The following is a 21635-nucleotide window of genomic DNA, read 5'->3' as shown; positions in this document are numbered from 1 at the left end:
TGAACCTCAGCCCCCGATGCCCTTCCACGCAGTGGTGCCGTCCGTCTCGAGCTGACGCTTCCAGACGGGCAGGTCGGTCTTGATCGTCTCGATGACGGCGCGGCAGACCTCGAACGCCTCGGCGCGGTGCTCCGACGCGACGGCGATGACGACCGCGGCATCACCGACGGCGAGGTTGCCGACGCGGTGGCTGACCGCCACGACGGCTCCGGATGCGTCTCCCGCCTGCTCCGCGATGCGGTGCAGCGTCGCTTCGGCGTCGGGGTGGGCGCTGTACTCCAGCCCGACGACGGTGGTCGCGGCATCCGGATCGTTGTCGCGGACCCGGCCGACGAACGTCGTCACGGCGCCGTACTTCGGATCCTCGACGGCGCGCAGGTGGGCGTCGAGGTCGAGGGCGGTCTCTTCGAGCCGGGCGATTCGTACGGTGTTCATGAGTGGTCTCCGCCCTTCACCTGATCGACCACGTGCGTGGCGACCGACACGATCACAGGGATGCCGGAGCTCACCGCGCGCGGCGATCCCGGCAGGTTGACGATGAGGGCGCCCTCGGGGTCGGCGACGCCCGCGATCCCGCGGGAGAGCACCGACAGCGGGGTGTCGGCGAGGCCGACGCGGCGCAGTTCCTCCGCGATGCCGGGGAGCGGCCGGGTCACGACGCGCTGCGTGCCCTCGGGCGTCTGATCCCGGGGACCGACGCCGGTTCCACCCGTGGTGACGATGAGCCGCGCGCCCGTCGCGAGAGCGCGACGCAGGGCCTGCTCGACGGAATCGGCACCGTCGGGCACGATCTCGCTGGCGACGCGCTCGATACCCGATTCTTCGAGCAGCGACACGGCGAGCGGGCCGCCGCGGTCCGCTCGCTCCCCCGAGGCGGAGCGGTCGGAGACGGTAATCACGAACGCGAGAAGGGACGTCACGTGCTCACCCTAGGCCCGGCAGTCGCCGCTCATGAGACGGAGATGAGCGAACGCTGCCAGCCGGACGATCCGTTGGGAGCGATCGCGGCACGCTCTTCGATCTGGGTGTCGCCGTCCTTGTTGATCGCGCGGACCGCCACGTAGTGGGTGCCGGGTGTGGCATCCCATTCGACGAGCCACTGCACCCAGGTGTCGTTGTTGACGGGGTTCGACAGCTTCGCCGGCATCCAGTCACCGTTGTCGATGCTGACCTCGACGCGTTCGATGCCCACGGTTTGCGCCCATGCGACGCCCGCGATGGGAACTTTGCCGGCCTTGACGGGGGTGCCGCTCTTCGGGGTGTCGACGCGCGACGAGAACTTGATGGGAGCCTCGGCGCTGTAGCCGCGCGGAGTCCAGTAGGCCTCGTCGTCGGCGAACGTCGTGATCTTGAGCTCGGTGACCCACTTCGTCGCCGAGACGTAGCCGTAGAGACCGGGGATCACCATGCGGACGGGGAAGCCGTGCTCGGGCGGGAGCGGCTCGCCGTTCATCGCGACGGCGAGGATCGCGTCGAGGTTCTCGTCGGTGCCGGCCGAGAGCGGCGTGCTCGCGGTGTAGCCGTCGACACTCCGCGACAGGATCATGTCGGCGCCGTCCTTGGGGCCGGCCATCTTGAGGACGTCGCGGAGAGGCACACCCTGCCACTTCGCGGTGCCGACGAGCTCGCCGCCGACTTCGTTGGAGACGCAGGTGAGGGTGATCGCGTACTCGTCGAGGCCCATGTCGAGCAGGTCCTGGAACGACAGTTCGACGCGCTTGTCGACCATGCCGTCGATGACGAGCTTCCAGGTCGATGGGTCGATGTTCGGCACGGTGAGCGCCGTGTCGACGCGATAGAAATCGGCGTTCGGGGTGAACAGCGGGCTGATCCCGGGGACGTCGAGCTCAGCGCCCGCCGGGATGGGCACCGTCGACTTCGGCGCGGGCAGCTTCAGCGCGCGGCGGATCGCGTCAGCCGACGAGGTGGCTGCGCTGACGGCGCGGGATGCGACTCCGACGATGACAGCGGATGCCCCGGCGAGGCCGGTCAGGACGAGGAAGCGACGCCGATCGAGGCCCACGCTCTCGTCGCCTGACTTCCGCGCATCACGCCAGACGCGGAGACGTCGGCCCAGGAGGAACAGGACGGCGGCGCCGGCCAGCGTTCCCAGGAGCGGCGGGACGAAGGCGAGGGTGGTCGCCTCGGCGCGGGTGACGATGGCCGCACCCGAGAGGATGCCCGCGATGAACAAAGCGATCACCCCGACCGGGGGCCGCAGGTACTCGAGGATCCCGGCGATGGCGGATGCCACGACGACAGCGATACCGAGCCCGGCGAGGAGCGCGATCTTGTCGTACTCCCCGAAGGTGGTGATCGCGAACTCTTTCAGCGGCCTCGGAACGATGTCGATCACGAAGGAACCGACGGCGAGGATCGGGCTGGCGGTGCTCGCGAAGATCAACGCCGCCAACTCGGCGATCGCGAGGAAAGCGGCACCTCCGACGAGGCCCGAGAGGGCCGCCCAGAAGATGAAGCGCTTGCCTGTGGTGGTGTGAGTGCTCATGTCATCCCTTCAGGGCTTGTTCGTAGCGAACACCGAATCGGATGCACCTGGGCTGCGGCGATGACATGCGTGACGGGCTTGCCCGTCCCACTATGAACCCCGGGGTGGGAGGAATCTCCCACTTGCGGATGTCGCGCGGATGCGCAGGCCTCAGCCCGCGTACGGCCACACTACGGTCAGCCGCAGGGGCTCGTCATCCCTGGGCGAGTTGTGCCAGATCTCCCGGGCCGGCCCGATCGGGGTGCGACCGGCATCCGTGATCCAGGCGTGCACCTCGTCGTACAGCGCGAGGATCTCGGGGAAGTCAGTCTCGCGGCCCTCCGCGTGACGGAGAGCAACCTGCCCCCCGGTCATGCGGTAGCTGCGCACATCGTCCGTGCCGTCCGTCAGTGCGTCGACAGGCAGGACGATCTCCAACGGACCGTCGGAGTCGTCGGTCACGGGGCCGTGGAAGACGCCGAACGGGTCGCCCGTGGCGCGGAGCCCTGCGGCGGCAGCCACATCGTGCAGGCGCCCGACCTCTTCATGGATCAGCTGATCCATCTCCTGCGGCGCCATCCGACGCATCACGCTCAGCACGGGACGATCGACCTCGATCGCGGTTTCGACAATGGACATGGGTTCCTCCTTGGTGAGATGAAGTCGCGCTCGAGCGAGCACGACATGGTGAGCCTGGGTGCGGCGGTCCATCGCGGCGATCGCCTCGTCGAGGAGATTCACCGCGGCATCCGGATCGCGTTCCGCGAGCTCGACGATCTCCGCGATCTGGTCGAGCGAGAGCTCGGCCGACCGCAGGAGCGCGATCAGCCAGCCGGTCTGCACCTGCTCCGCCGAGTAGTAGCGGTAGCCGGTGTCGGCATCCACGCGACGCGGCGCCAGCAGCCCCCGATCGGCGTAGATCCGGAGCGCCTTCGCCGACAGCAGGGTGGACGCGCCGAACCTGCCGGCGGTCATCAGATCCTCATCGTTCGCGGTCACAGCATCAGCATCGACCCTGCCCCTGGGGCGAGGTCAAGCACCGATAGCGTGAGTCTGCGACAAACCGTCGTTTCGGCAGAGCGTGGGGGCGCATCACATGAACACCGACGACCAACCTGTCCGAGGGGCCGGGCCGCGACGGTTGGTCCTCGGGCTCGCGGCAGCGCTCGCCGTCATCACCCTCGTTTACCTCGCCGGTCTGCACCTCGGGCTGTGGGCGCGGTGGGGTCTGTTCAGCGGGGCGCTCGCGTTCCCGGGCGTCGTGTTCGCGGGCCTGCTCGCGGCCTCCCTCGGGCTCGGTGTCCTCGCCCTGGCCTCCCGGATGCGCTCTCGGATCGTCCTGTTCAGCGTCGGAGGCGTCACCGGTGCACTCCTCGTCGCGTTCCTCGTGACCGCGTTCACGATGCCCGTGCCGCTGAAGCCCGACGCCGTCGCCGAGCGCGAGGAAGGTCAGCTCCGAGTCCTCGGATGGAACGTCGTGCAGGGCGCGGAAGATGCGGCATCCCGCAACCAGCTCATCGAGCGGATGCAGCCCGACGTCGTCGTGTTCGGCGAGCTCTACGACGGCAACCTGCAGCCGGGCGACGTTCCGGCGGGGTACACCAGCTACGGAGTGCGCGGCATCGCGGTGACGGTCTTCGTCGCCGACACCCTGCCCGCCTACCGCGTGGTCTCCGCGGACGAGTCCGGACGCACCTCGGGCTACGTCATGGAACCCGAGGATGCCGGTGATGCTCCGAGAATCGTCGCGGTACACCTCAGCCGCCTCTCCGTGCGGGGCGACGACGCGGACCGGAACGCCGCACTCGACTGGGCGGCCGACAGCTGCGACTCGACGAACACGATCGCCCTCGGCGACTTCAACTCCGTCCCCGCCAACATGCCCAACGGCACGCTCGGGCAGTGCCGCGCTGTCGGGACTTTCGCGCCGTCCTGGCCGTCGTCGGTCCCGCCGCTGTTCGGAGCCGCGATCGACAACGTGCTCGCCACGGCTGAGTGGGATGCCGCCCGAGTCGCCACGCTCGACATCCCGGGAATCGTGTCCGACCACCGACCGATCGTCGCCGACCTGGAGAAGCAACCCTCAGCATCCGTGGAATCGCCCTGACCGGTCATGCCGTCCGGCTCACCTCACACCGGTGACATCGGATGCTGGGGCAGAATCGGCTCGTGTCCACCCCCGCAAGCGCCTGGCGCGTCACGACGATCGGTGACGCCGAGATCCTCGTCAGCCCCCGGCAGCCGACAGCCGTCGTCCGTCATCCCGGCCAGGCCGACCGTGTCGCCTCGTGGGCTGACCTCGACATCGGCGTCATCAGCGCGGACGCGATCGTCCATGCCGCGCCCGACGGTGTGTGGGTCGTGTACCAGCCGCAGGACGCAGACGACGGCGACTCGTCCGCCCCCGTGGCAGCGGTCCACGTCGGCCCCGACGGGACTGCTCGTCGAATCCGACTTCCGAGGGTGATGGATTCGCTCGGCGCGACCCGGCACGGGCTGTGGTTTCGCACGGAGCACGACCCGGGCCCCGACGACCGCGACGCGTGGCTGGCCGACACCCGGGTCGTGGTCGTCAACCACGACGGCACGAGCATCTCGCTCACGGTCGACCGACGCATCCTGTTCGTCCACGAATCCGGTTCCGTCCCTCTCCTCACCTTCTCGCGAGGCGCGCCGGACGCCGACACAGACGGCGCGGGGACGGCCTACTCGTACCGCTACGCGACCGCATCACTCCCCGTCGGCGCTCTGCCCGATCACCTTTCGCCGGCCACCGCGGCGACAGACCTCACCGACGAAGCGCTGCTCGACGAGCTCACGGGGATGCGACCCCGCTACCGCGAGGAACCCTCGGTCGGCATCCCGTGGGAGCGCATAGATCTGCCCGCGGATCGACGGGATGCCGCCGTCGCGGCGCTCGTCGACGAGTTCGGCGACCTCGCGCACTACTGGCGAGGGACGGACGGCGTCACCGTGCCCCTCAGCATCGGGCTCACGGAGCCGCGCATCGACGTCGTCGGCGAATGGCCGGACACCCGAGTGGAGGTGACCTTCCGGCATCCGATCCTCCCGAGCGGCCGCCTGCGACGGACCCTGCGCGTGTTCGACGAAGCCGGCCGCATCCTGATGCATCCGTACGCGGCGATCCACCTGATGGAGGACCTCGACACGCACTCGCCGCTGCCGCCGACGGGCGAACGCGAGGTCCACGAGTTCTGACAGACGCATCACGCCGTGCCGAGCAGCCAGCCGTTGTCGGCCGCGACCCTCAGCGCTTCGGTGGCGTTGCGGGCGGCCGTCTTGCCGATCGCGGCCGACAGGTGGTTGCGCACAGTCCCCTCGGACAGGTGCAGAGCCGCGGCGACACCGGCGACGGTCGGGCTCGTGCGGAACGCGATGAGGACGTCCGTCTCACGCGGCGTGAGCGGCGACGGGCCAGCGGCGAGGGATTCCGCCGCGAGCACCGGATCGACGACACGGAACCCCCCGGCGACCCGGCGCACGGCGTCGGCGAGCTGCTCCGCCGGAGTGTCCTTGACAAGGAACCCGGCGGCACCGGACTCGAGCGCGCGACGCAGGTAGCCCGGACGCCCGAAGGTGGTCACGATCAGCGAGCGGCACGTCGGCACCTCCCGCGCGAGCGCGGCGGCAGCGGTGAGACCGTCCGCGCCGGGCATCTCGACGTCGAGGAGCGCGACCGTGGCTCGCGTGACTCTCGCGACCTCGACGACCTCGTCGCCCCGCGCCACCTGGGCGACGACCTCGATGTCGGGTTCGAGGGACAACAGCGACGCAAGCGCGCCGCGGACGAGGGCTTGATCGTCGGCGAGGAGCACCCGAATCGAGTCGGTCATCGTCTGCCGCCCCTCTCGACCCGCAGCAGGAAACCGCCGAGGTCGCTGGTCCCCGTGGTGACGGTCGCACCGAGCGCGTCGGCGCGCTCACGCAGCCCGCGGAGCCCGTTGCCCGCCACAGCAGCGCCGGACGCGCTCACACCGGTGCCGTCATCCTCGATCGTCACGGCGGTGCGATGGAGGGTGATGCGCACCCTCGTGGCGGAGGCGTGCCGGATCACGTTCGTGGTGCCCTCGCGCACGACCCACGCGAAGAGACTCCGCACGTCGCTCGCGGGGGCGGCACCGTCGACGGGCAGGTCGGCGTCGATCCCGGCCGCCGCGAGTGCAGCGCGCGCCGCGACGAGCTCCGCGTCGAGATCCGCCTCGCGATACCCGCTGACCGCCTGACGCAGGCCCTGAAGCGCATCACGGGAGAGCTGCTCGACCTCGCGCATCTCTGCCTTCGCACGTTCCGGATCGAGGTCCACGAGGCGCGAGGCGAGTTCGGACTTGATCGCGACGACGGTCAGGGAATGCCCGAGCACGTCGTGCAGGTCGCGCGAGAACCGGGCACGCTCCTCCACCACGGCGAGGCGGGTGAGTTCGTCGTGCGCGACGCCCAGTCGATCCTCCGCCTCACGCTGCCGACCGAAGAAGAGCATCGACGCGCCGACCGAGAGCGTGACCACGGGAGCGAACAGCAGGCCGTGTTGCACCGCATGCTCCCAGCCGGAGACCGCGGCGACGAGGAACTGGGCGCCGACGATCACGGCGACCGACGCGACGGCGATCCACCGCCTCTGTGCGACGAAACCCGCGAGGGTGACGACGAGAATCCAGGACCACACCGCGAGTGGTCCGACGATGAACAGCATGAGCCCCGCGAGCAGCGCCACACCGCCGAGCACGACCAGTCGCCGCCTGAGCGTCCGGCGCCACATCAGCTCCGGCACGACGAGATACACGGCGTACAGCACGAACAGCGCGACGGTCGACCAGACGTGGGCATCAAACGAGCGGCCATCGCTCCACACGGCGGCGATCTCGAGCACTTGCCACAGCAGCGCGAAAATCGCACCGCCGTACCAGCGGCGCCGCCGCACACGGATGACGTCGTCGGTCGCACCGGGAGCGACCGCCCAGGGAACCGACCGGGACGTGCCCGACCCGGCGCGCGCGGCGACGGGTCGGGTACGGGAATCGGTCACGTCGACGAGCGTAGGCCCACTCGTCACTGTCGCGCCGCGTCGCGGCGGTAGCGCCAAACGATGACCGCCGCGAGGACGACCGTCCAGCCTGCGAGGACGAGGGCGGGCTCGATCAGGCCGGTTGCGCCCGTGGCGCCCGTGGCGCCCGCCCCCACCTGACCGATACGGTTCAGCCAGTACGACGGCAGGAACTGCGCGACGATTCTCATCCAACTCGGCATGATCGACAGCGGCACCCACAGCCCGCCGAGGATGGCGAGGCCCATGAAGATCACCATGAAGAGCGGCTGCGCGAACGCGGGCTTCGCGAACTGCCCAACGAGGATCGCGATCAGGGCGAACGGAACGACACCGCACCAGATTCCCAAGGCCGCCGCAAACCAGTGGCCTGCATCGAGGTTCGCGTGCAGGAAGGCCACCGACACGGCAACCGTGATGCCGATCGAGAACGCAGCGAACGCCATGGCCGCGATGACCTTCGACACCATGAACGCCGAGCCGGACAACGGCGTCACGCGAAGCTGACGGTTCCACCCGATCGATCGTTCCGTCACGATGACGAACGCCTGGCTGAGCGACGCCATCATCGCGCCGTAGGCCGCCATCTGCAGCGTGGTCACGGTGAGGAACTGCAGTCCCGTCGTCGGGTCCTGGTACGAGCCGTAAGCCGCACCGAAGACGAGGAGCATGATCACGGGGATGGCGAACGTGAACACCATCGCCCGCACGTTGCGAAGCAGACGCTTCGTCTCGAGCGCCACGTAGCGGATCGGAATCCGTCCGCGAACAGCGGTGCCGACGGCGGGACGGACGACGGAGGGAACGGATGCCGCCGAGGCGACGGTCGTGCTGGTCATGCGGAGACCTCCTGAGGAGCCGAGGTGAGGGCGAGGAAGGCGTCGTCCATAGTGGAGGCGACCACCTGGAGGTCGTGAGCCTGCGGGAACGACGCGAGAAGAGCACGCAGGGTGTCGTCGCTGCGGTCGGTGCGAAGCGTCACGGTGTCATGCCGAGCCTCGAGAGCGACGACGCCGGGCAGCGCGCGCAGCGCATCGTGATCCGCCGGGCTCGCCCCGGCGAAGCGAACCGTTCGGGTGGAGCTGATCGCCTTGATCTGGGCAGGCGTGCCGTCGGCGACGACGCGACCCGCGCGGAGGATGACGATGCGATCGGCGAACGTGTCGGCTTCATCGAGGTAATGGGTCGCGAAGACGACCGTGCGACCGGTGTCGGTGAACTCGCGCATCGACGACCAGAAGGTGTGCCTCGCCTCGACATCCATCGCCGCCGTGGGCTCGTCGAGCACGAGCAGTTCCGGATCCGAGATCACGGCGACCGCGAAGCGCGCCCGCTGCAGCTCACCGCCCGACAGCTTCGCGACCCGGCGGCCGGCGATCTCGAGGCAGCGTGCGCGGCGGAGCGCTTCGTCGACCGGCATTGGAGTGCGGTGGGCGGCGCCGACGAGAGAGACGACGTCCCTGACTGTCATATCGGGGAGGAGGGCGCCGCCCTGCAGCATCGCGCCGACGCGCCCGTCGACGACCGCGCGGCGCGGGTCGTCGCCGAAGAGCCGAGTGTCGCCGGAGGTGGGGGTCGCGAGTCCGAGCGCGAGGTCGACCGTCGTGGTCTTACCGGCACCATTCGGCCCGAGGAGCGCGACGACCTCGCCGCGATGGATCGTGAGGTCGACGCCGTCGACCGCCGTGACCGCGCCGAAGCGCTTGTGCAGGTTGCGCAGCTCGATGACCGCGCCGTCGGAGTCGCCTGTCGTGTTCATGGATTCACTGTCTCGCCGTTCGTGTCTTCGCTCCGCTGCGATACGTCACGACATGACCGTGACAATCGTCACGGTCATGTCCATGTCTCGTCTCTGATGCTTCCAGGCTGACGACAGATGACCGTTGCTCCACCGATGGGGGACCATGAGTACACGAGCTGACGCTCTCGCTGCGTGGGATGAGCAGGTCACCCTTTTCGCGATCGTGAAGCTGGACGCCGACGGCGTCGTGCGGGGCTGGAACGCCGGAGCCGAGGCGCTCAAGGGCTACTCCCCCGAGGAGATCATCGGGGAGCATTTCTCGCGGTTCTATCGCCCCGCTGACGTCGTTCGCGGCCTCCCCGAGGCCCTCCTCGGGGAGGCGAGGACCCACGGCAGCACGGAGGACCGCGGCTGGCGTGTCCGCAAGGACGGTTCCGAGTTCTGGGCCCACGTGACGATCACAGCCATCCACGACGAGAGCGGCATCCGCGGGTTCGTGAAGATCGTGCGCGACCTGAGCGCGGAGAGGCACGCCACCGACGAGCAGGTTTCACTGCAGCGAACCTTCGCCCACGACCTCATCTCGCCCGTGACCGCGCTCCGCGGGTACCTCGAACTGCTCGAGGAGGAGATCGGCGGGGACCACCGATACCTCCGCCTCGCTCAGGAGACCGGCGAACACCTGGTGGCGATGGCGGGCGCGCTGATGGCGGACGCACTCCTTGGTGCCGACGAGGAAGGACGCATGTTCGACGTGTCGCTCGTGGTCCGGGGCGCCGCCAGCGTCGTGCTCCGTGCGGGCGCGGAAGAGCGGATCCGCTTCGACCGGATCGACGCGGCCGAGGTTCGCGGTGACGTCCTCGCGCTCCGTCGAGCATTCGCCAACGTGCTCGAGAACGCCGCCCGCTACTCAGACGACGAGATCCACGTCGACGTCATCCGATCAGACGACCGCGTGGCGGTGTCGGTCCGCGACAGCGGGCGAGGCATCCACCCCGACGATGTCCAGACGATCACGCGTTCCGGCGAGCGCGGTCGGCTCGCCGACGCCGACGACGGCGGCACGGGCTCGGGCTCGCCAGCGCGGCCACGGCGATCGCCGGGCTCGGCGGAACCCTCGACATCGACAGCGAGGTGGGCGTCGGGACGACGATCACCATCACGCTTCAGCTCAGCGCGGCGGAGTGAGCGGGGCGGCTGCCGCCACGAGCTCCCGCAGCATCGCCGCCACGGCGTCGGACTGCTCGATGGCGGCGAAGTGGCCCGCGGCATCCAGCACGGTCTCGCGAAAGTCGGGAATGGTCGACGCCAAGAACGAGCCGTCATCCGCTCCGACGAAAACGTCGCGCGCGCCTCGCACCGAACGAACCGGACAGCGGAGGCCGCGCCACGCCGACTCGTCGTAGGCCGCAGCCGCGCGGGCCGCCGCGACGAAGGACAGCGGCCGAATCTCCTCCGCCAGCGCGCTCAGCACCGAGTCGTCGACCTCGGCGGGACGAGCGAACAGCGGAGAGCTGAGGCCGCGCAGCATCCCGACGCGGTCGAGCCAGCGCAGGAGCGGAGCAGATGCCGACCCCAGCATCGCGAGGACGCGCATCGCGAGCAGCATCCCGGCGAAGCCCGGCAGCCTGAGGCCGCCGCGGATCGGGCGGCGGACGGCGTCGAGGACGGCGGGACCTGACGGCGAGACGAGGAAGACGGACCCGGTCTCGTCCGGAAAGCGCGCGGCGATGTCGAGCGCGAGCGCGCCGCCCAGCGAGTGCCCGACGAGCATCCACCGGTCGTAACCCCGCGACCGCAGGGCGCCGACGACTGCCGCGCTGAGCCGTGGGATGTCCAGGCCGGACGCGGGCAGGGGGCTTTCACCCCATCCGGGCAGGTCGACGGCGACGACGTCGCGGAGCGGACGACCGGCCCGTCGCGCCGCCCAGAGGAGCGGCGTCCACGTCGTCCACGATCCCGCAGCCCCGTGCAGGAGAACGACGGCCACACCGCTCTCGGGCTCGGAGGCATGGACGACGATCTCGCCCTCGGGCGTCGCCACGACCTCGCGTCGAAGCCCGAGCGCGCGCCCGCTGGTGTCGAGCCGGGAGCGGTCACGCGCCGCGACGCGAGGAAGGGGCGACATGACTGTTGTTCGTCGCCGGCCGGACATCGGATGCCCGGCCCACGATTCAGCCGATGCGCGTGCGGAGGGCCTCGGCATCCGTCTCGCCGTCGACGAGCACCGCGCGGGCGAGATCGCGAGCATCCTCGACGTTCCAGAGCAGGACGCCGACCGGGGCACCCGACTCATCGCGGTAGTAGACGACCGTGCGGTCCTCGTCGAGGTCGACGACGAGCGGGTCCTTCTCGGGGTCGAGCGTCCCGACGGCCTCCCACCGGACGCCGAAGACGGCGGAGTAGAAGTACGGGGTGTGCGAGTACGGCAGCCGCTCCCCCGCCATCGAACGGCCGACCGCCGCGCCCATCTCGTTCGCGTTGTCGACGTGCTCGACGCGCGAGCGGCCGAGAATCGGGTCGGGGTACGACGCGATGTCGCCCGCTGCCCAGATCGCGTCATCGCTCGTGACGAGGTTCTCGTCGACGAGAACGCCGTCATCCACCTGCAGACCGGCCTGCTCGGCCAGGTCGGTGACCGGATCGACGCCGAGACCCAGCACGACGATGTCGGCCGGACGCTCTTCGCCGCCCTCGAGCACGACGTGGAGGCGGTTGCCCTCGGTGCGCACCTCTTCGACCCGAGCACCGGGAACGAGCTCGACACCGCCGTCTCGGAACAGCTGGTCGTATCGCTTCGCCAGCTCAGGCGGGAACGTGCCGTCGCCCAGCACCTCGGACGGGAAGACGAGCTCGGTCTCGACGCCGTTCTGCACGAGCGCTGCGGCGATCTCGGCGCCGATGTACCCACCGCCGATCACAACCGCCCGGCCGCCGTTCGCGGCGAGGTCGCGCAACTGCCGGTAGTCCTCGGCGGAGCGGAAGAAGAGGATGCGGTCGTCCTCCGGCACCGGAACCTCGCGCGGCTTCGACCCCGTCGCGAGGAGCAGTCGCCGGTAGGCGAGCTCGTTCCCTTCCGCGATCGTGACCGTCTTCGCCTCGCGGTCGATCGCGCTGACGTAGGTCTCGAGGCGGATCTCCGCTCCGGTTGCCTCTTCAGTACCGAGCGGCACCTGGTCCCACGTGAAGTCGGGATCGGTCCAGAGCTTCTTCGTCAGCGCCGGCCGAGTGTACGGCGGGTCGACGTCCGCGCTGAGGATGCCGATGGTGCCGTCGGGATCCAGTTCCCGGATGCCGCGGGCCGCCGCATCCGCCACCATTCCGCCACCGACGATCAGATAGTCGTACGTCCGCATCACACACTCCGCTCGATTGGTTGCCGGCCACGGTATGCGGACCTCCGTGAATGCGGGGCGGGGTTGCGGGATGCGGTGGCGCGGGTTAGTCCGGCAGGAAGGCCGGGTGCGGACGGACGTGATCTTCATCGGCCAGGTGCGGCGCGGGCACTGGCGGGGCATCCCGCTGGTGCGCGTCGCGACGGACGGGCCCACGGTGGCAGAATTCGCCGTGAGGTGCTCGTACGCGCGGGCTGGATGCCACGGTGATGAGCCGATTCGGGAGATGAGCGGTTTCTCATCTCGGGGTTGTTCATAACGGGTGGTCTCGGTGATTTTCGGGGTCTGAATGTCGGAGGTTGCTGCAAGAGTGCAGGTATGACGGATGCGGCGGAAACCCCGGGTGGCGAGGACTATCTCGCCGCTCTCGCGGGCATCGTCGCGGATGTCGGCGACGTCGCGGTCGAGATGGCCCGGGTGCAGGTCCGCGAGCTTCGAGTGCTGGCCGCGGCGGGTCGGCTCGCCGAGGAACAGACCGCACCGAGGAACGCGAAAGTACGGCTCCACGACATGGCCCTTCGATCGATCGCCGCGGAGGTCGGCGGGGTTCTCCGGGCGACGGATCGGACCGTGCAACGCCGGATCGGCGAGGCGCGAACGATCATCGAAGGATTCCCCGCCGCGGTGGTGGCGTGGGAAGCGGGGCGGATCGTGCGGGAACACGTACGGGCGATCGTGGATGCCGGGACGACACTGCCTGCAGAGATGTGGGCTGAGTTCGAAGCGATCGCGATCGAACGATGCGAGCAGGACACCCCCAATCGGGTGCGCGGTGAGTTGGAGATCCTCGCCCTCCGAATGCACCCGCGATCCTTCGCCGAACGACACGAAGAAGCCGCTGCAGGACGGTGCGTGAGGCTAGTTCCGGGCCGGGACGGGATGTCGGATCTCATCGCGACCCTGCCGACCGTCATCGCGGAAGGGATTCACGACCGGCTGACGCAGCAGGCACGGGCGATCGTCGACACCCGCGAGGAACGTGCGGTGGGCGACGACACGAACGTCGTCGCGACTGATGCGCGGACGACCGACCAGGTGCGGGCCGACGTGTTCGCCGACCTGCTCCTCGCCGCAACCCCGGCGCTCGACGACACGCGAGACACGTCCGCGGGGCCGCTCGGCGCGATCCGTGCGCGGGTGCAGGTGCTCGTGCCCGCAGCGACGCTGACCGGCGACGATGACGGGCCGTGCGACCTCGGCGGCCGCTCCCCCATCGACCCCGCCACCGCGCGCACCCTTGCCGGCGGCACCGGGATCTGGGAGCGCCTGTTCCACGACCCGACCACAGGCGTCACCGTCGCAACCGACTCGTACCGTGTCCCGTCCGGGATGCGGCGGTTCCTACAAGCACGCGATCAGCACTGCCGGTTCCCCGGATGCCGCGTCGCCGCGATCCGCTGCGAGATCGACCACACCCACGACCACGCCCTCGGCGGCGCCACCGAACTCTCGAACCTCGCCCACCTGTGCCAACGACACCACTCGATGAAGCAATTCACGAGGTGGAGAGTCCGACAACTCCAGGGTGGTGTCCTCGAATGGACTTCACCCCTCGGCAGAACCTACCGCGAAGACGCACCGACCCCGGCCGTCGCGTTCGCCCCTGCCGCACCACCGGTTCCCGGAGAATCCGCACCGTTCTAGGGAGGACTGTGCGTGCGCACGACGGCGGCACGTCCTGCCGGGACACGGGACGGCGCGAGACAGGGACCGGCCGGCGGGTCCGGTTCGGCCCGGCACGACATGAGCCGGCACGGCGTGACCCTGGCACGGCACGGCACGGCACGGCATGACCTGACACGGCACCGGCACGCCGTGACCTGGCCTGGCACGGCCCACAGCACAGCGCGGAAAACCACACATGATCCGGGCACCCGGAACGCGCCGAGAGCGGAGAGCCCGACGCCCAGCTACCCCGCGCTTCCGAGCGCCGCAGCCTTCGCATGCAGCACACCCTGCTGCACAGCGTTCGCGGTCAACCCTGCCGCCCGCAGCAATTCCGCCCGCGCTTCGGCGTCGCACCCCAGGCGCGCAAGCAACTCGCCCCGCACACTCGGGATGACGTGCGATCCGCTCAGCGCCCCCGACCGCTCCAGGTCATCGACGATCACCAGCGCCTCCGCCGGACCGACCGCCATCGACACCGCCGCAGCCCGGTTCAGCTCCACCATCGGGCTCGGCGCCACACGCCCCAGCACCTCGTACAGCACGACGATCCGCTCCCAGTCGGTCTCCGCCAGGCTCGGCGCCACCGCATGACACTGCGCGATCGCCGCCTGCAGCGCGTACGGTCCCCGGCCCACGCCGCGCGCGGCGGCCGCGGCATCCGCTCGACGCAACGCCCCCGACGCGCGGGCGATCTGACCATGGTCCCAGCGCGAGCGATCCTGGTCACCGAGCAGCACGGGCGCACCCGCCGCAGTCTCACGCGCCGCGAACCGCGAGCGCTGGAAGTCCATGAGCGCAACCAGAGCCAACGCCTCGGGCTCCCGCGGCAGCAGACTCGCGACGACGCGCCCCAGCCGGATCGCCTCATCCGCCAGATCGGGTCGCACCCACCGATCACCTGCCGTCGCGGCATACCCCTCGGTGAAGACCATGTAGACGACGCTCAGCACCGCGCCGAGCCGGTCCTTCCACTCCGCCGGGTCCGGCGTCTCGAACGGGATGCCGGCAGCCGCCAGCGTCTTCTTCGCCCGGGTGATGCGCGCCTGAACGGCCGGCACGGTGGCCAGCAGCATCCGCGCGATCTCCTCCGTCGTGAGTCCCGCGACGACCCGCAGCGTCAGTGCGATCTGCGACTCGCGCGACAACGCGGGGTGGCACGCAGTGAACACGAGCCGGAGCACGTCGTCGTCGATCGGTTCCCACTCGGCATCCCTCACCTCGGGCAGATCGTGAGCGATTCCCGCGTACCGTTCGTCGAGATTCGTCCGCCGACGCCACGCGTCGATCACACGACGCTTCGCGACCGTGGTCAGCCAGGCGCCCGCATTGCGCGGCACGCCGTCCCGCGGCCAGGTCGACAGTGCCTCGACGAGTGCTTCCTGAGCGACGTCCTCCGCGAGCCCGAGGTCCCTCGTGACCTTGGCGAGGGATGCCACGATCCGCGGGCCCTCGATGCGCCAGACGGCCTCGATCTCGCGCCGGACGTCACCCATCGGGTCACTGGGCCTGGTCCGCGCGCCAGCCCTTCTCCTTCTCGATGTACTCGTTGTCGGCGAAGTCCGCGAAGTCGCTCTCGTCGGTCACGCGGCGGACTTCGAGCTTGCTGCCGCGTGTGAGCGGGGCACGCTTCGCCCACTCGAGCGCTTCTTCGGCGGTCGCCGTCTGCACGATCCAGAACCCGTTGAACAGTTCGTGGATCTCGCCGTACGGGCCGTCGCTGACGACCGGCGTCTCACCGTCGAAGTCGACGACGTACCCGGGCTCGGGGGCGAGACCGTCGCCGCCGACCAGCACGCCGGCGTTGATCATCGACTCGTTGTAGGCGCCCATCGCGTTGATGACGGCCTCGAAGTCCGTCTCGGCGAAAGTCTCGGTCGCAGCCGGCGTGCTCCGCATGATCAGCATGTGCTTCATGGGTGTCTCCTCAGTTCCGGGGGACGTTTCTCGTCCCACTCACTATCGCGTCGAACGGGCCCGCGTGGAATCGACATCGGCGGAGAAGATCTCAGGCGGGTTCCGCGAGCACCGACCCGCGCGGCTCCACGACGGCCGCGACGATCGCCTCGATCGCGAACTCGGACGCCCGGCCGAGGTCCACCGCGGACGGATCGAGCAGCCACTGCACCTGCAGCCCGTCCATCACGGCGAGGATCGCCGCGGAGCCGTGCGCGATCGATCCGGGGTCTGTGATCTTCCGCTCCTCGCACACCCGCTCGAACGCTTCGCGGAGGTCCTTGCGGAGCACGGTGTAGCGGTGCTCGAAGTAGGCCCGGCCGGGGTGGTCGTCGGTGACGGACTCCGCCGACAGCACCGCGTAGGCCTGCACGATCCCCGCGCGCTGCATATTCACGATCGCCGTGTGGACGAGGTGACGGAACAGTTCCATCCCACCGGGGATGCGTCCCCCATCGAGGTCGACGACGTCCGTCTGGTCGCGGTGCTCGAGCACTTCGAGCAGCAGCTGATCCTTCGAACCGAAGTGATGCAGGATGCCGGCATGCGTCATCCCGACCTGCTCGGCGATGTCTTGCAGAGTCCCGTTCGCGAACCCCTTGGACCCGAAGATCTCCTGCGCCGCGTCGAGTATCTCGCGGCGACGGACGAGCGTCGCAGGACGCGACTTCGTCTGGTGTCGACTGTCGACCATGATCCGCCTTCTTCCCCAGATGCAGGTCAGATATTACGCAGATCCCCGCAGCCCGCATCATTGGAGGTTGTGAACTTACTTACTTGATTGTAAGTTTTCCCATGCAATCACACTCAGCGCCGAGTGGCACTCCTTCGGAGGTCTTTTCGCGGCGCCGGGACCACACATGAAGGAGAAGCAATGAGGCTGAAAACCTCCCTCGCCGCCGCCGGTCTCACCGCGGCACTCATCCTCACCGGCTGCGCCGCCGGCGGAGGAAACGACGAATCCGGAAGCAACGGCTCCGGGGCCGCCCTGACGATCGCGAAGCCCGACGGCGCGATCACCACCGAATCCCACAACCCCTACCTCGGAGACTCGGCCGGCCAGCGCTACGGCTACGCCAAGGTCATCTTCGAGCCCCTCGCCCTCGTCAACCCGACCGGCGACCTCAAGACGACCCCGTGGCTCGCCGAGAAGGTGCAATGGAACGCCGATTACACGCAGCTCACCGTCACGCCTCGCAGCGGCGTGAAGTGGAGCGACGGTGAGGACTTCACCGCCGACGACGTCGTTTTCACCTTCACCCAGTACCTCAGCGGCAAGCTGACCGACACCGGCGCTCTCGGCGTCACCGACGTCAAGGCCGACGGCGACACGGTCGTGCTGACCTTCTCGAGCTCGAAGTTCACCTCGCAGGGCCGCGTCCTGCACACCCCGATCGTCCCGGAGCACATCTGGAAGGACATCGAGGACCCGAACACCGACCCCCTCACCGATGAGGGCAAGCTCGTCGGCACCGGCCCGTACGTCATGTCCAACTGGTCGACCGAGTCCGTCTCCCTCAAGGCGAACCCCGACTACTGGGGTGGCGACCTCGCCGTCCCGCAGCTGAACTACGTCTCCTACGGTGACAACGCCGCTCTCACCACCGCGCTCGTCTCGGGCGACGCCGACTGGGCGCAGGCCTTCATCCCGCAGGTCGAGGAGAGCTACCTCGCCGCCGACCCGGACAACGTGTTCCTGGTCTCGCCCACCCCGGGTGCCGGCACGCTCTTCATGAACCTGCAGAAGAAGCCCTTCAACGACCCCGCCCTCCGCGAAGCGCTCGCGTGGACGATCGACCGGCAGGCCTACGTCGACATCGCCCGCGAGGGTGCGAGCGAGGCGATCTGGAACAAGACCGGCCTCAGCTCCGTGCTCGAGAGCGAGATCATCGACGAGTACAAGGACGACAACTACTCGGTCGACGTCGACAAAGCCAAGGAGGTCCTGACCGACGCCGGCTACACCTGGAAGAGCGGCGCGCTGACCGACCCCGACGGTGAGGCCGTCGAGTTCTCGGTCTCGGTCCCCGCCGGCTGGAGCGACTGGAACACCGAGCAGGCCCTCATGTCCGAGGAGCTCGAGAAGGCGCTCGGCATCAAGGTGAACGTCGACCAGCCCGACTTCGGCGGCTGGGACGCCAGCAAGCAGGAAGGCAACTTCGACGCGATCATCCACTGGCTCGAGGACACCGGCAACGCGTACGGCCTGTACACGTCGACCATGGACCCCAAGTGGATCGTCGACGACAAGGCGTCCTTCAACTTCGGGCGTTTCGACGACCCGACAGTCACCGAGGCGCTGAACACGTACGCCAACGCGGCATCCGATGCGGAGCGCGCCGAGGCCGGCGCCGTCCTGCAGAAGGCGTTCGTCGAGAACGTCCCCGCCATCCCGCTGGGTGCTCACCCGCTCCTCGGCGAGTTCAACACGCGCAACTACGTCGGCTGGCCCTCGGAGGACGACCAGTACGCCGCGGGTGACCCGACGCAGGTCGGCGTCGTTCAGATCCTGACGAAGCTGAAGCCCAAAGAGTAATCCGACCGACGGTGGGACGGATGCCGCATGGCCCGCGGCATCCGTCCCGCCACTCCTGCTCATCTCCACGAAAGCGAGCACGCACTGATGCGCGATTCGTTACTGTCCGTCGACGACTTCTCGGTCGTCTACGACGTCGACCCCCCGGTCGAAGCCGTCACCCACGTCAGCCTCGAACTGCGCCGCGGCGAGATCCTCGGCCTCGCCGGCGAAAGCGGATGCGGAAAGACCACTCTCGCCTACGGTGTGCAGCGCCTGTTGAAGGCGCCCGCCGTCATCTCCAGCGGTTCCGTCACCTTCCGCGATGTCTCCGGCGAGGACATCGACGTCAACTCGCTCGATCCGGAAGAGATGCGCCGTTTCCGCTGGGACAAGATCTCGATGGTCTTCCAGGGAGCGATGAACGCCCTCAACCCGGTCGCCACGATCGGCTCGCAGCTCGCCGACGTTTTCGAGGTGCACCGCCCCGACATGAGCCGGGCCGCGCGCCGCGACGCGGTGAAGGAGCTGCTCGAGATCGTCAAGGTCGGTGCCGCCCGCAGCCGTTCGTACCCGCACGAACTCTCCGGCGGGATGCGCCAGCGCGTCATGATCGCCATGGCGCTCGCCCTCCGACCGCAGCTGATGATCATGGACGAGCCCACCACCGCGCTCGACGTCCTCGTCCAGCGCGAGATCCTCAAGCAGATCTCGCAGTTGCGACACGAGTTCGGCTTCTCCGTCATCTTCATCACCCACGACCTGCCGCTGCTTCTGGAGATCAGCGACCGCATCGCCATCATGCGCAAGGGCGAGATCGTCGAGATCGACACCGCCGAGCGCATCTGGACCGCCCCGCAGCACGAGTACACGCGCACGCTGTTGTCCTCGTTCCCGCGGCTGACCGGTGAAAGGGGGGTCGTCGTCCGATGACCACACTCGAGTTCGACAGCGTCACGAAGGTGTACCACGTCCGCGGAGCCGGCCAGATGAAGGCCCTCGACGACGTCTCGTTCACCCTCTCGTCCGGTCAGACGATCGGCCTCGTCGGCCAGTCCGGCAGCGGCAAGTCCACGATCGCCAAGATCCTCACCCAGCTCGAGACACCCACGAGCGGCGAGGTCCGTCTCGACGGGAAGCCCATCCCCCGCCGCGGCAAGGGCCTGCGCGACTACCGGCAGCAGCTCCGGATGGTGTTCCAGGACCCGTTCGCGTCGCTGAACCCGTACCACTCCATCCGTCACCACGTCGAACGGCCGCTGCGCCTCGACAACGTGGTCCCGAAGAAGGATGTCGAAGGCGAGGTGCGCCGGCTGCTCGAGCGTGTGCGGCTCGAGCCCGACACGGTCATCGACCGCCGCCCTCACGAACTCTCCGGCGGGCAGCGGCAACGCGTCGCGATCGCCCGAGCCCTGGCATCCCGCCCCCGCCTGCTCGTCGCCGACGAACCGGTGTCGATGCTCGACGTGTCGATCCGCATGGGCGTCCTCAACCTCCTCGCCGACCTGCAGCGCGAAGAGGGACTCGGGGTGCTCTACATCACCCACGACCTCGCGACCGCGCGGCACTTCAGCGACGAGATCCTCGTGCTCAACCAGGGCAAGGTCGTCGAGAGCGGCACCGCCGACGACGTGATCCTGCGTCCCCAGAACCCCTACACGCAGGAGCTCCGCGCTGCGTCCCCCGATCCCGAGAGCCACTTCGCGTCGGCTCCGGGACTGCCCGGAGGTGCCCGATGACCGCCGTCGAACCCCAACTGCCCGTCGAGACGCCCGACGCGCTCGAGGTCGGCACGACCGCGACCACCGCCGTCAAAGGACGCTCCCGCATCCCGTGGCGCTTCCTCGGCAGCCGCGCCCTGTTCTACCTCTTCACGCTGTGGGCCGCGATCACGATCAACTTCTTCCTGCCCCGCCTCATGAAGGGCGACGCGGTCGACCAGTACCTGGCCCGCAACCGCAACGTCACGCCCGAGGCGGCCGACGCGCTCCGCGCCCTGCTCGGCATCGACACCGACAAGTCGATGTGGCAGCAGTACATCGACTATTGGGCCCTCATGCTCCGCGGCGACCTCGGCGTCTCGCTCCTGCACGGCCTCCGCCCCGTCGGCGAGGTCATCAGCCAGGCCCTCCCGTGGACGGTGGGACTCGTCGGTTTCGCCACGATCATCTCGTTCCTCATCGGCACGATCGGAGGCGCCGTCATCGGGTGGCGCCGCGGCAGCCGCTCCGAGGTCATGATCCCGATCACGACCTTCCTCAGCACCATCCCGTACTTCTGGCTGGGGCTGCTCGCCATCGCCCTCTTCTCGGTCAACCTCAAGTGGTTCCCGATCGGCAAGGCGTACGGCGTCGGCTACTCGCCCGAGCTCACCCCCGAGTTCATCGGGCAGGTGATCCACCACGGGACGCTCCCCGCAGTGACGATCATCATCGCCTCCCTCGGCGGCTGGATGCTCGGCATGCGCAACATGATGCTCACGGTCCTCGACGAGGACTACATCACGGTCGCGCAGGCCAAAGGCATGCCGAACTCGCGCGTGCTGTGGCGCTACGCCGCCCGCAACGCGGTCCTCCCCCAGATCCAGAGCTTCGCACTGTCGATCGGCTTCATCGTCGGCGGAACGATCGTCATGGAGATGGTCTTCAGCTACCCCGGCGTCGGAAAGCTGCTGCTGGATGCCACCAACGGCAAGGACTACGCGCTCATGCAGGGCGTCTTCCTGGTCATCACGCTGTCGGTGCTGGTGGCGAACATCCTCGCCGACATCGCTTACGCGTTCCTCGACCCGCGCACCCGCCAGACGGAGGCCTGAA

General features: G+C 69.0%; 22 protein-coding genes and 2 pseudogenes. 10 read left to right on the top strand and 14 right to left on the bottom strand.

What is annotated here, in order from left to right:
- Positions 1 to 6: 6 nt before the first annotated feature.
- The 4 genes from ABQ271_RS04480 to ABQ271_RS04465 form a co-directional block, all read right to left on the bottom strand.
- Positions 7 to 435 (bottom strand): molybdenum cofactor biosynthesis protein MoaE, encoded by a 429-nt coding sequence (locus tag ABQ271_RS04480; protein ID WP_349310321.1) that lies wholly within the window; start codon positions 433 to 435, stop codon positions 7 to 9.
- The gene (locus tag ABQ271_RS04475; RefSeq protein WP_349310320.1) at positions 432 to 920 is read right to left on the bottom strand and encodes a MogA/MoaB family molybdenum cofactor biosynthesis protein; all 489 of its coding nucleotides are present in this window, start codon (positions 918 to 920) and stop codon (positions 432 to 434) included. Before ABQ271_RS04475 ends, ABQ271_RS04480 begins: the two co-directional genes overlap by 4 nt.
- A 29-nt stretch (positions 921 to 949) precedes the next feature.
- Positions 950 to 2506 carry a molybdopterin-dependent oxidoreductase gene (locus ABQ271_RS04470; RefSeq protein WP_349310319.1) on the bottom strand — a complete coding sequence of 519 codons (1557 nt, stop codon included), beginning with the start codon at positions 2504 to 2506 and terminating at the stop codon, positions 950 to 952.
- A gap of 150 nt (positions 2507 to 2656) precedes the next feature.
- The gene (locus ABQ271_RS04465) at positions 2657 to 3484 is read right to left on the bottom strand and encodes a MerR family transcriptional regulator (RefSeq protein ID WP_349310318.1); all 828 of its coding nucleotides are present in this window, start codon (positions 3482 to 3484) and stop codon (positions 2657 to 2659) included.
- A gap of 97 nt (positions 3485 to 3581) precedes the next feature.
- On the opposite strand from ABQ271_RS04465, the gene ABQ271_RS04460 reads away from it, so the two are divergent.
- Both ABQ271_RS04460 and ABQ271_RS04455 read left to right on the top strand, forming a co-directional pair.
- A complete protein-coding gene (locus ABQ271_RS04460; RefSeq protein ID WP_349310317.1) occupies positions 3582 to 4592 on the top strand; it encodes an endonuclease/exonuclease/phosphatase family protein in 1011 nt (336 codons plus the stop codon).
- A 62-nt stretch (positions 4593 to 4654) separates the two neighbouring features.
- Entirely contained in the window at positions 4655 to 5704 is a 1050-nt protein-coding gene (locus ABQ271_RS04455) for a hypothetical protein (RefSeq protein ID WP_349310316.1), read from the top strand.
- 8 nt (positions 5705 to 5712) lie between these two features.
- On the opposite strand, the gene ABQ271_RS04450 is transcribed toward ABQ271_RS04455, so the two are convergent.
- The 4 genes from ABQ271_RS04450 to ABQ271_RS04435 are packed head-to-tail and all read right to left on the bottom strand — an operon-like array spanning position 5713 to position 9306.
- Complete coding sequence (locus ABQ271_RS04450; protein ID WP_349310315.1) at positions 5713 to 6339, bottom strand: response regulator transcription factor; 627 nt, start codon at positions 6337 to 6339, stop codon at positions 5713 to 5715.
- Positions 6336 to 7529 (bottom strand): sensor histidine kinase, encoded by a 1194-nt coding sequence (locus tag ABQ271_RS04445; protein WP_349310314.1) that lies wholly within the window; start codon positions 7527 to 7529, stop codon positions 6336 to 6338. The genes ABQ271_RS04450 and ABQ271_RS04445 overlap by 4 nt, the downstream gene beginning before the upstream one ends.
- A 23-nt stretch (positions 7530 to 7552) precedes the next feature.
- Positions 7553 to 8386 carry an ABC transporter permease gene (locus ABQ271_RS04440; protein ID WP_349310313.1) on the bottom strand — a complete coding sequence of 278 codons (834 nt, stop codon included), beginning with the start codon at positions 8384 to 8386 and terminating at the stop codon, positions 7553 to 7555.
- On the bottom strand, positions 8383 to 9306 hold the full coding sequence (locus ABQ271_RS04435) for an ABC transporter ATP-binding protein (protein WP_349310312.1): 924 nt from the start codon (positions 9304 to 9306) through the stop codon (positions 8383 to 8385). Before ABQ271_RS04435 ends, ABQ271_RS04440 begins: the two co-directional genes overlap by 4 nt.
- A gap of 145 nt (positions 9307 to 9451) precedes the next feature.
- Here ABQ271_RS04435 and ABQ271_RS04430 point away from each other — a divergent pair.
- A pseudogene (locus ABQ271_RS04430) lies at positions 9452 to 9763 on the top strand (PAS domain-containing protein); the annotation flags it as partial.
- Between the two features lie 75 nt (positions 9764 to 9838).
- Here ABQ271_RS04430 and ABQ271_RS04425 read toward each other — a convergent pair.
- Complete coding sequence (locus ABQ271_RS04425; RefSeq protein ID WP_349310311.1) at positions 9839 to 9970, bottom strand: hypothetical protein; 132 nt, start codon at positions 9968 to 9970, stop codon at positions 9839 to 9841.
- Between the two features lie 9 nt (positions 9971 to 9979).
- Here ABQ271_RS04425 and ABQ271_RS04420 point away from each other — a divergent pair.
- Positions 9980 to 10300, top strand: a pseudogene (locus ABQ271_RS04420) (ATP-binding protein); the annotation flags it as partial.
- On the top strand, positions 10231 to 10476 hold the full coding sequence (locus tag ABQ271_RS04415; RefSeq protein ID WP_349310845.1) for an ATP-binding protein: 246 nt from the start codon (positions 10231 to 10233) through the stop codon (positions 10474 to 10476). The pseudogene ABQ271_RS04420 and the gene ABQ271_RS04415, both read left to right, overlap by 70 nt.
- On the opposite strand, the gene ABQ271_RS04410 is transcribed toward ABQ271_RS04415, so the two are convergent.
- Together ABQ271_RS04410 and ABQ271_RS04405 are read right to left on the bottom strand one after the other, a co-directional pair.
- The gene (locus tag ABQ271_RS04410; RefSeq protein ID WP_349310310.1) at positions 10460 to 11416 is read right to left on the bottom strand and encodes an alpha/beta fold hydrolase; all 957 of its coding nucleotides are present in this window, start codon (positions 11414 to 11416) and stop codon (positions 10460 to 10462) included. The two genes, ABQ271_RS04415 and ABQ271_RS04410, sit on opposite strands and share 17 nt — an antisense overlap.
- Positions 11417 to 11462: 46 nt before the next feature.
- Complete coding sequence (locus ABQ271_RS04405; RefSeq protein WP_349310309.1) at positions 11463 to 12644, bottom strand: NAD(P)/FAD-dependent oxidoreductase; 1182 nt, start codon at positions 12642 to 12644, stop codon at positions 11463 to 11465.
- 357 nt (positions 12645 to 13001) lie between these two features.
- Between ABQ271_RS04405 and ABQ271_RS04400 the strand changes: the two genes are divergently transcribed.
- Positions 13002 to 14327, top strand: coding sequence for a DUF222 domain-containing protein (locus ABQ271_RS04400; protein WP_349310308.1), 1326 nt, complete (start codon positions 13002 to 13004; stop codon positions 14325 to 14327).
- Positions 14328 to 14593: 266 nt separating this feature from the next.
- Here the strand turns inward: ABQ271_RS04400 and ABQ271_RS04395 are convergent, their stop codons facing one another.
- From ABQ271_RS04395 to ABQ271_RS04385, 3 genes are all read right to left on the bottom strand, one after another.
- Positions 14594 to 15844: a sigma-70 family RNA polymerase sigma factor gene (locus ABQ271_RS04395; protein ID WP_349310307.1), complete on the bottom strand. Its 1251-nt coding sequence runs from the start codon at positions 15842 to 15844 to the stop codon at positions 14594 to 14596.
- Between the two features lie 4 nt (positions 15845 to 15848).
- The gene (locus tag ABQ271_RS04390; protein ID WP_349310306.1) at positions 15849 to 16265 is read right to left on the bottom strand and encodes a YciI family protein; all 417 of its coding nucleotides are present in this window, start codon (positions 16263 to 16265) and stop codon (positions 15849 to 15851) included.
- A gap of 91 nt (positions 16266 to 16356) precedes the next feature.
- Positions 16357 to 16998: a TetR/AcrR family transcriptional regulator gene (locus ABQ271_RS04385; RefSeq protein ID WP_349310305.1), complete on the bottom strand. Its 642-nt coding sequence runs from the start codon at positions 16996 to 16998 to the stop codon at positions 16357 to 16359.
- Positions 16999 to 17178: 180 nt separating this feature from the next.
- Between ABQ271_RS04385 and ABQ271_RS04380 the strand changes: the two genes are divergently transcribed.
- The 4 genes from ABQ271_RS04380 (at position 17179) to ABQ271_RS04365 (ending at position 21634) form a co-directional block, all read left to right on the top strand.
- Positions 17179 to 18840, top strand: coding sequence for an ABC transporter substrate-binding protein (locus ABQ271_RS04380; protein ID WP_349310304.1), 1662 nt, complete (start codon positions 17179 to 17181; stop codon positions 18838 to 18840).
- Between the two features lie 87 nt (positions 18841 to 18927).
- On the top strand, positions 18928 to 19752 hold the full coding sequence (locus ABQ271_RS04375; protein WP_349310303.1) for an ABC transporter ATP-binding protein: 825 nt from the start codon (positions 18928 to 18930) through the stop codon (positions 19750 to 19752).
- A complete protein-coding gene (locus tag ABQ271_RS04370; protein ID WP_349310302.1) occupies positions 19749 to 20558 on the top strand; it encodes an ATP-binding cassette domain-containing protein in 810 nt (269 codons plus the stop codon). Before ABQ271_RS04375 ends, ABQ271_RS04370 begins: the two co-directional genes overlap by 4 nt.
- Positions 20555 to 21634: an ABC transporter permease gene (locus ABQ271_RS04365; RefSeq protein ID WP_349310301.1), complete on the top strand. Its 1080-nt coding sequence runs from the start codon at positions 20555 to 20557 to the stop codon at positions 21632 to 21634. The genes ABQ271_RS04370 and ABQ271_RS04365 overlap by 4 nt, the downstream gene beginning before the upstream one ends.
- Position 21635 lies beyond the last annotated feature (1 nt).

The sequence above is a fragment of the Microbacterium sp. MM2322 genome, from assembly GCF_964186585.1.
GTDB lineage: Bacteria > Actinomycetota > Actinomycetes > Actinomycetales > Microbacteriaceae > Microbacterium.
This window is presented reverse-complemented; position numbering and strand designations above follow the sequence as displayed.

Excerpts from the sequence above, each read along its gene's own strand:
- ABQ271_RS04480 (WP_349310321.1), bottom strand. The coding sequence starts at position 435 with ATGAACACCGTACGAATCGCCCGGCTCGAAGAGACCGCCCTCGACCTC.
- ABQ271_RS04470 (WP_349310319.1), bottom strand. The coding sequence starts at position 2,506 with ATGAGCACTCACACCACCACAGGCAAGCGCTTCATCTTCTGGGCGGCC.
- ABQ271_RS04460 (WP_349310317.1), top strand. The coding sequence starts at position 3,582 with ATGAACACCGACGACCAACCTGTCCGAGGGGCCGGGCCGCGACGGTTG.
- ABQ271_RS04450 (WP_349310315.1), bottom strand. The coding sequence starts at position 6,339 with ATGACCGACTCGATTCGGGTGCTCCTCGCCGACGATCAAGCCCTCGTC.
- ABQ271_RS04440 (WP_349310313.1), bottom strand. The coding sequence starts at position 8,386 with ATGACCAGCACGACCGTCGCCTCGGCGGCATCCGTTCCCTCCGTCGTC.
- ABQ271_RS04435 (WP_349310312.1), bottom strand. The coding sequence starts at position 9,306 with ATGAACACGACAGGCGACTCCGACGGCGCGGTCATCGAGCTGCGCAAC.
- ABQ271_RS04410 (WP_349310310.1), bottom strand. The coding sequence starts at position 11,416 with ATGTCGCCCCTTCCTCGCGTCGCGGCGCGTGACCGCTCCCGGCTCGAC.
- ABQ271_RS04405 (WP_349310309.1), bottom strand. The coding sequence starts at position 12,644 with ATGCGGACGTACGACTATCTGATCGTCGGTGGCGGAATGGTGGCGGAT.
- ABQ271_RS04400 (WP_349310308.1), top strand. The coding sequence starts at position 13,002 with ATGACGGATGCGGCGGAAACCCCGGGTGGCGAGGACTATCTCGCCGCT.
- ABQ271_RS04395 (WP_349310307.1), bottom strand. The coding sequence starts at position 15,844 with ATGGGTGACGTCCGGCGCGAGATCGAGGCCGTCTGGCGCATCGAGGGC.
- ABQ271_RS04390 (WP_349310306.1), bottom strand. The coding sequence starts at position 16,265 with ATGAAGCACATGCTGATCATGCGGAGCACGCCGGCTGCGACCGAGACT.
- ABQ271_RS04385 (WP_349310305.1), bottom strand. The coding sequence starts at position 16,998 with ATGGTCGACAGTCGACACCAGACGAAGTCGCGTCCTGCGACGCTCGTC.
- ABQ271_RS04380 (WP_349310304.1), top strand. The coding sequence starts at position 17,179 with ATGAGGCTGAAAACCTCCCTCGCCGCCGCCGGTCTCACCGCGGCACTC.
- ABQ271_RS04375 (WP_349310303.1), top strand. The coding sequence starts at position 18,928 with ATGCGCGATTCGTTACTGTCCGTCGACGACTTCTCGGTCGTCTACGAC.
- ABQ271_RS04370 (WP_349310302.1), top strand. The coding sequence starts at position 19,749 with ATGACCACACTCGAGTTCGACAGCGTCACGAAGGTGTACCACGTCCGC.
- ABQ271_RS04365 (WP_349310301.1), top strand. The coding sequence starts at position 20,555 with ATGACCGCCGTCGAACCCCAACTGCCCGTCGAGACGCCCGACGCGCTC.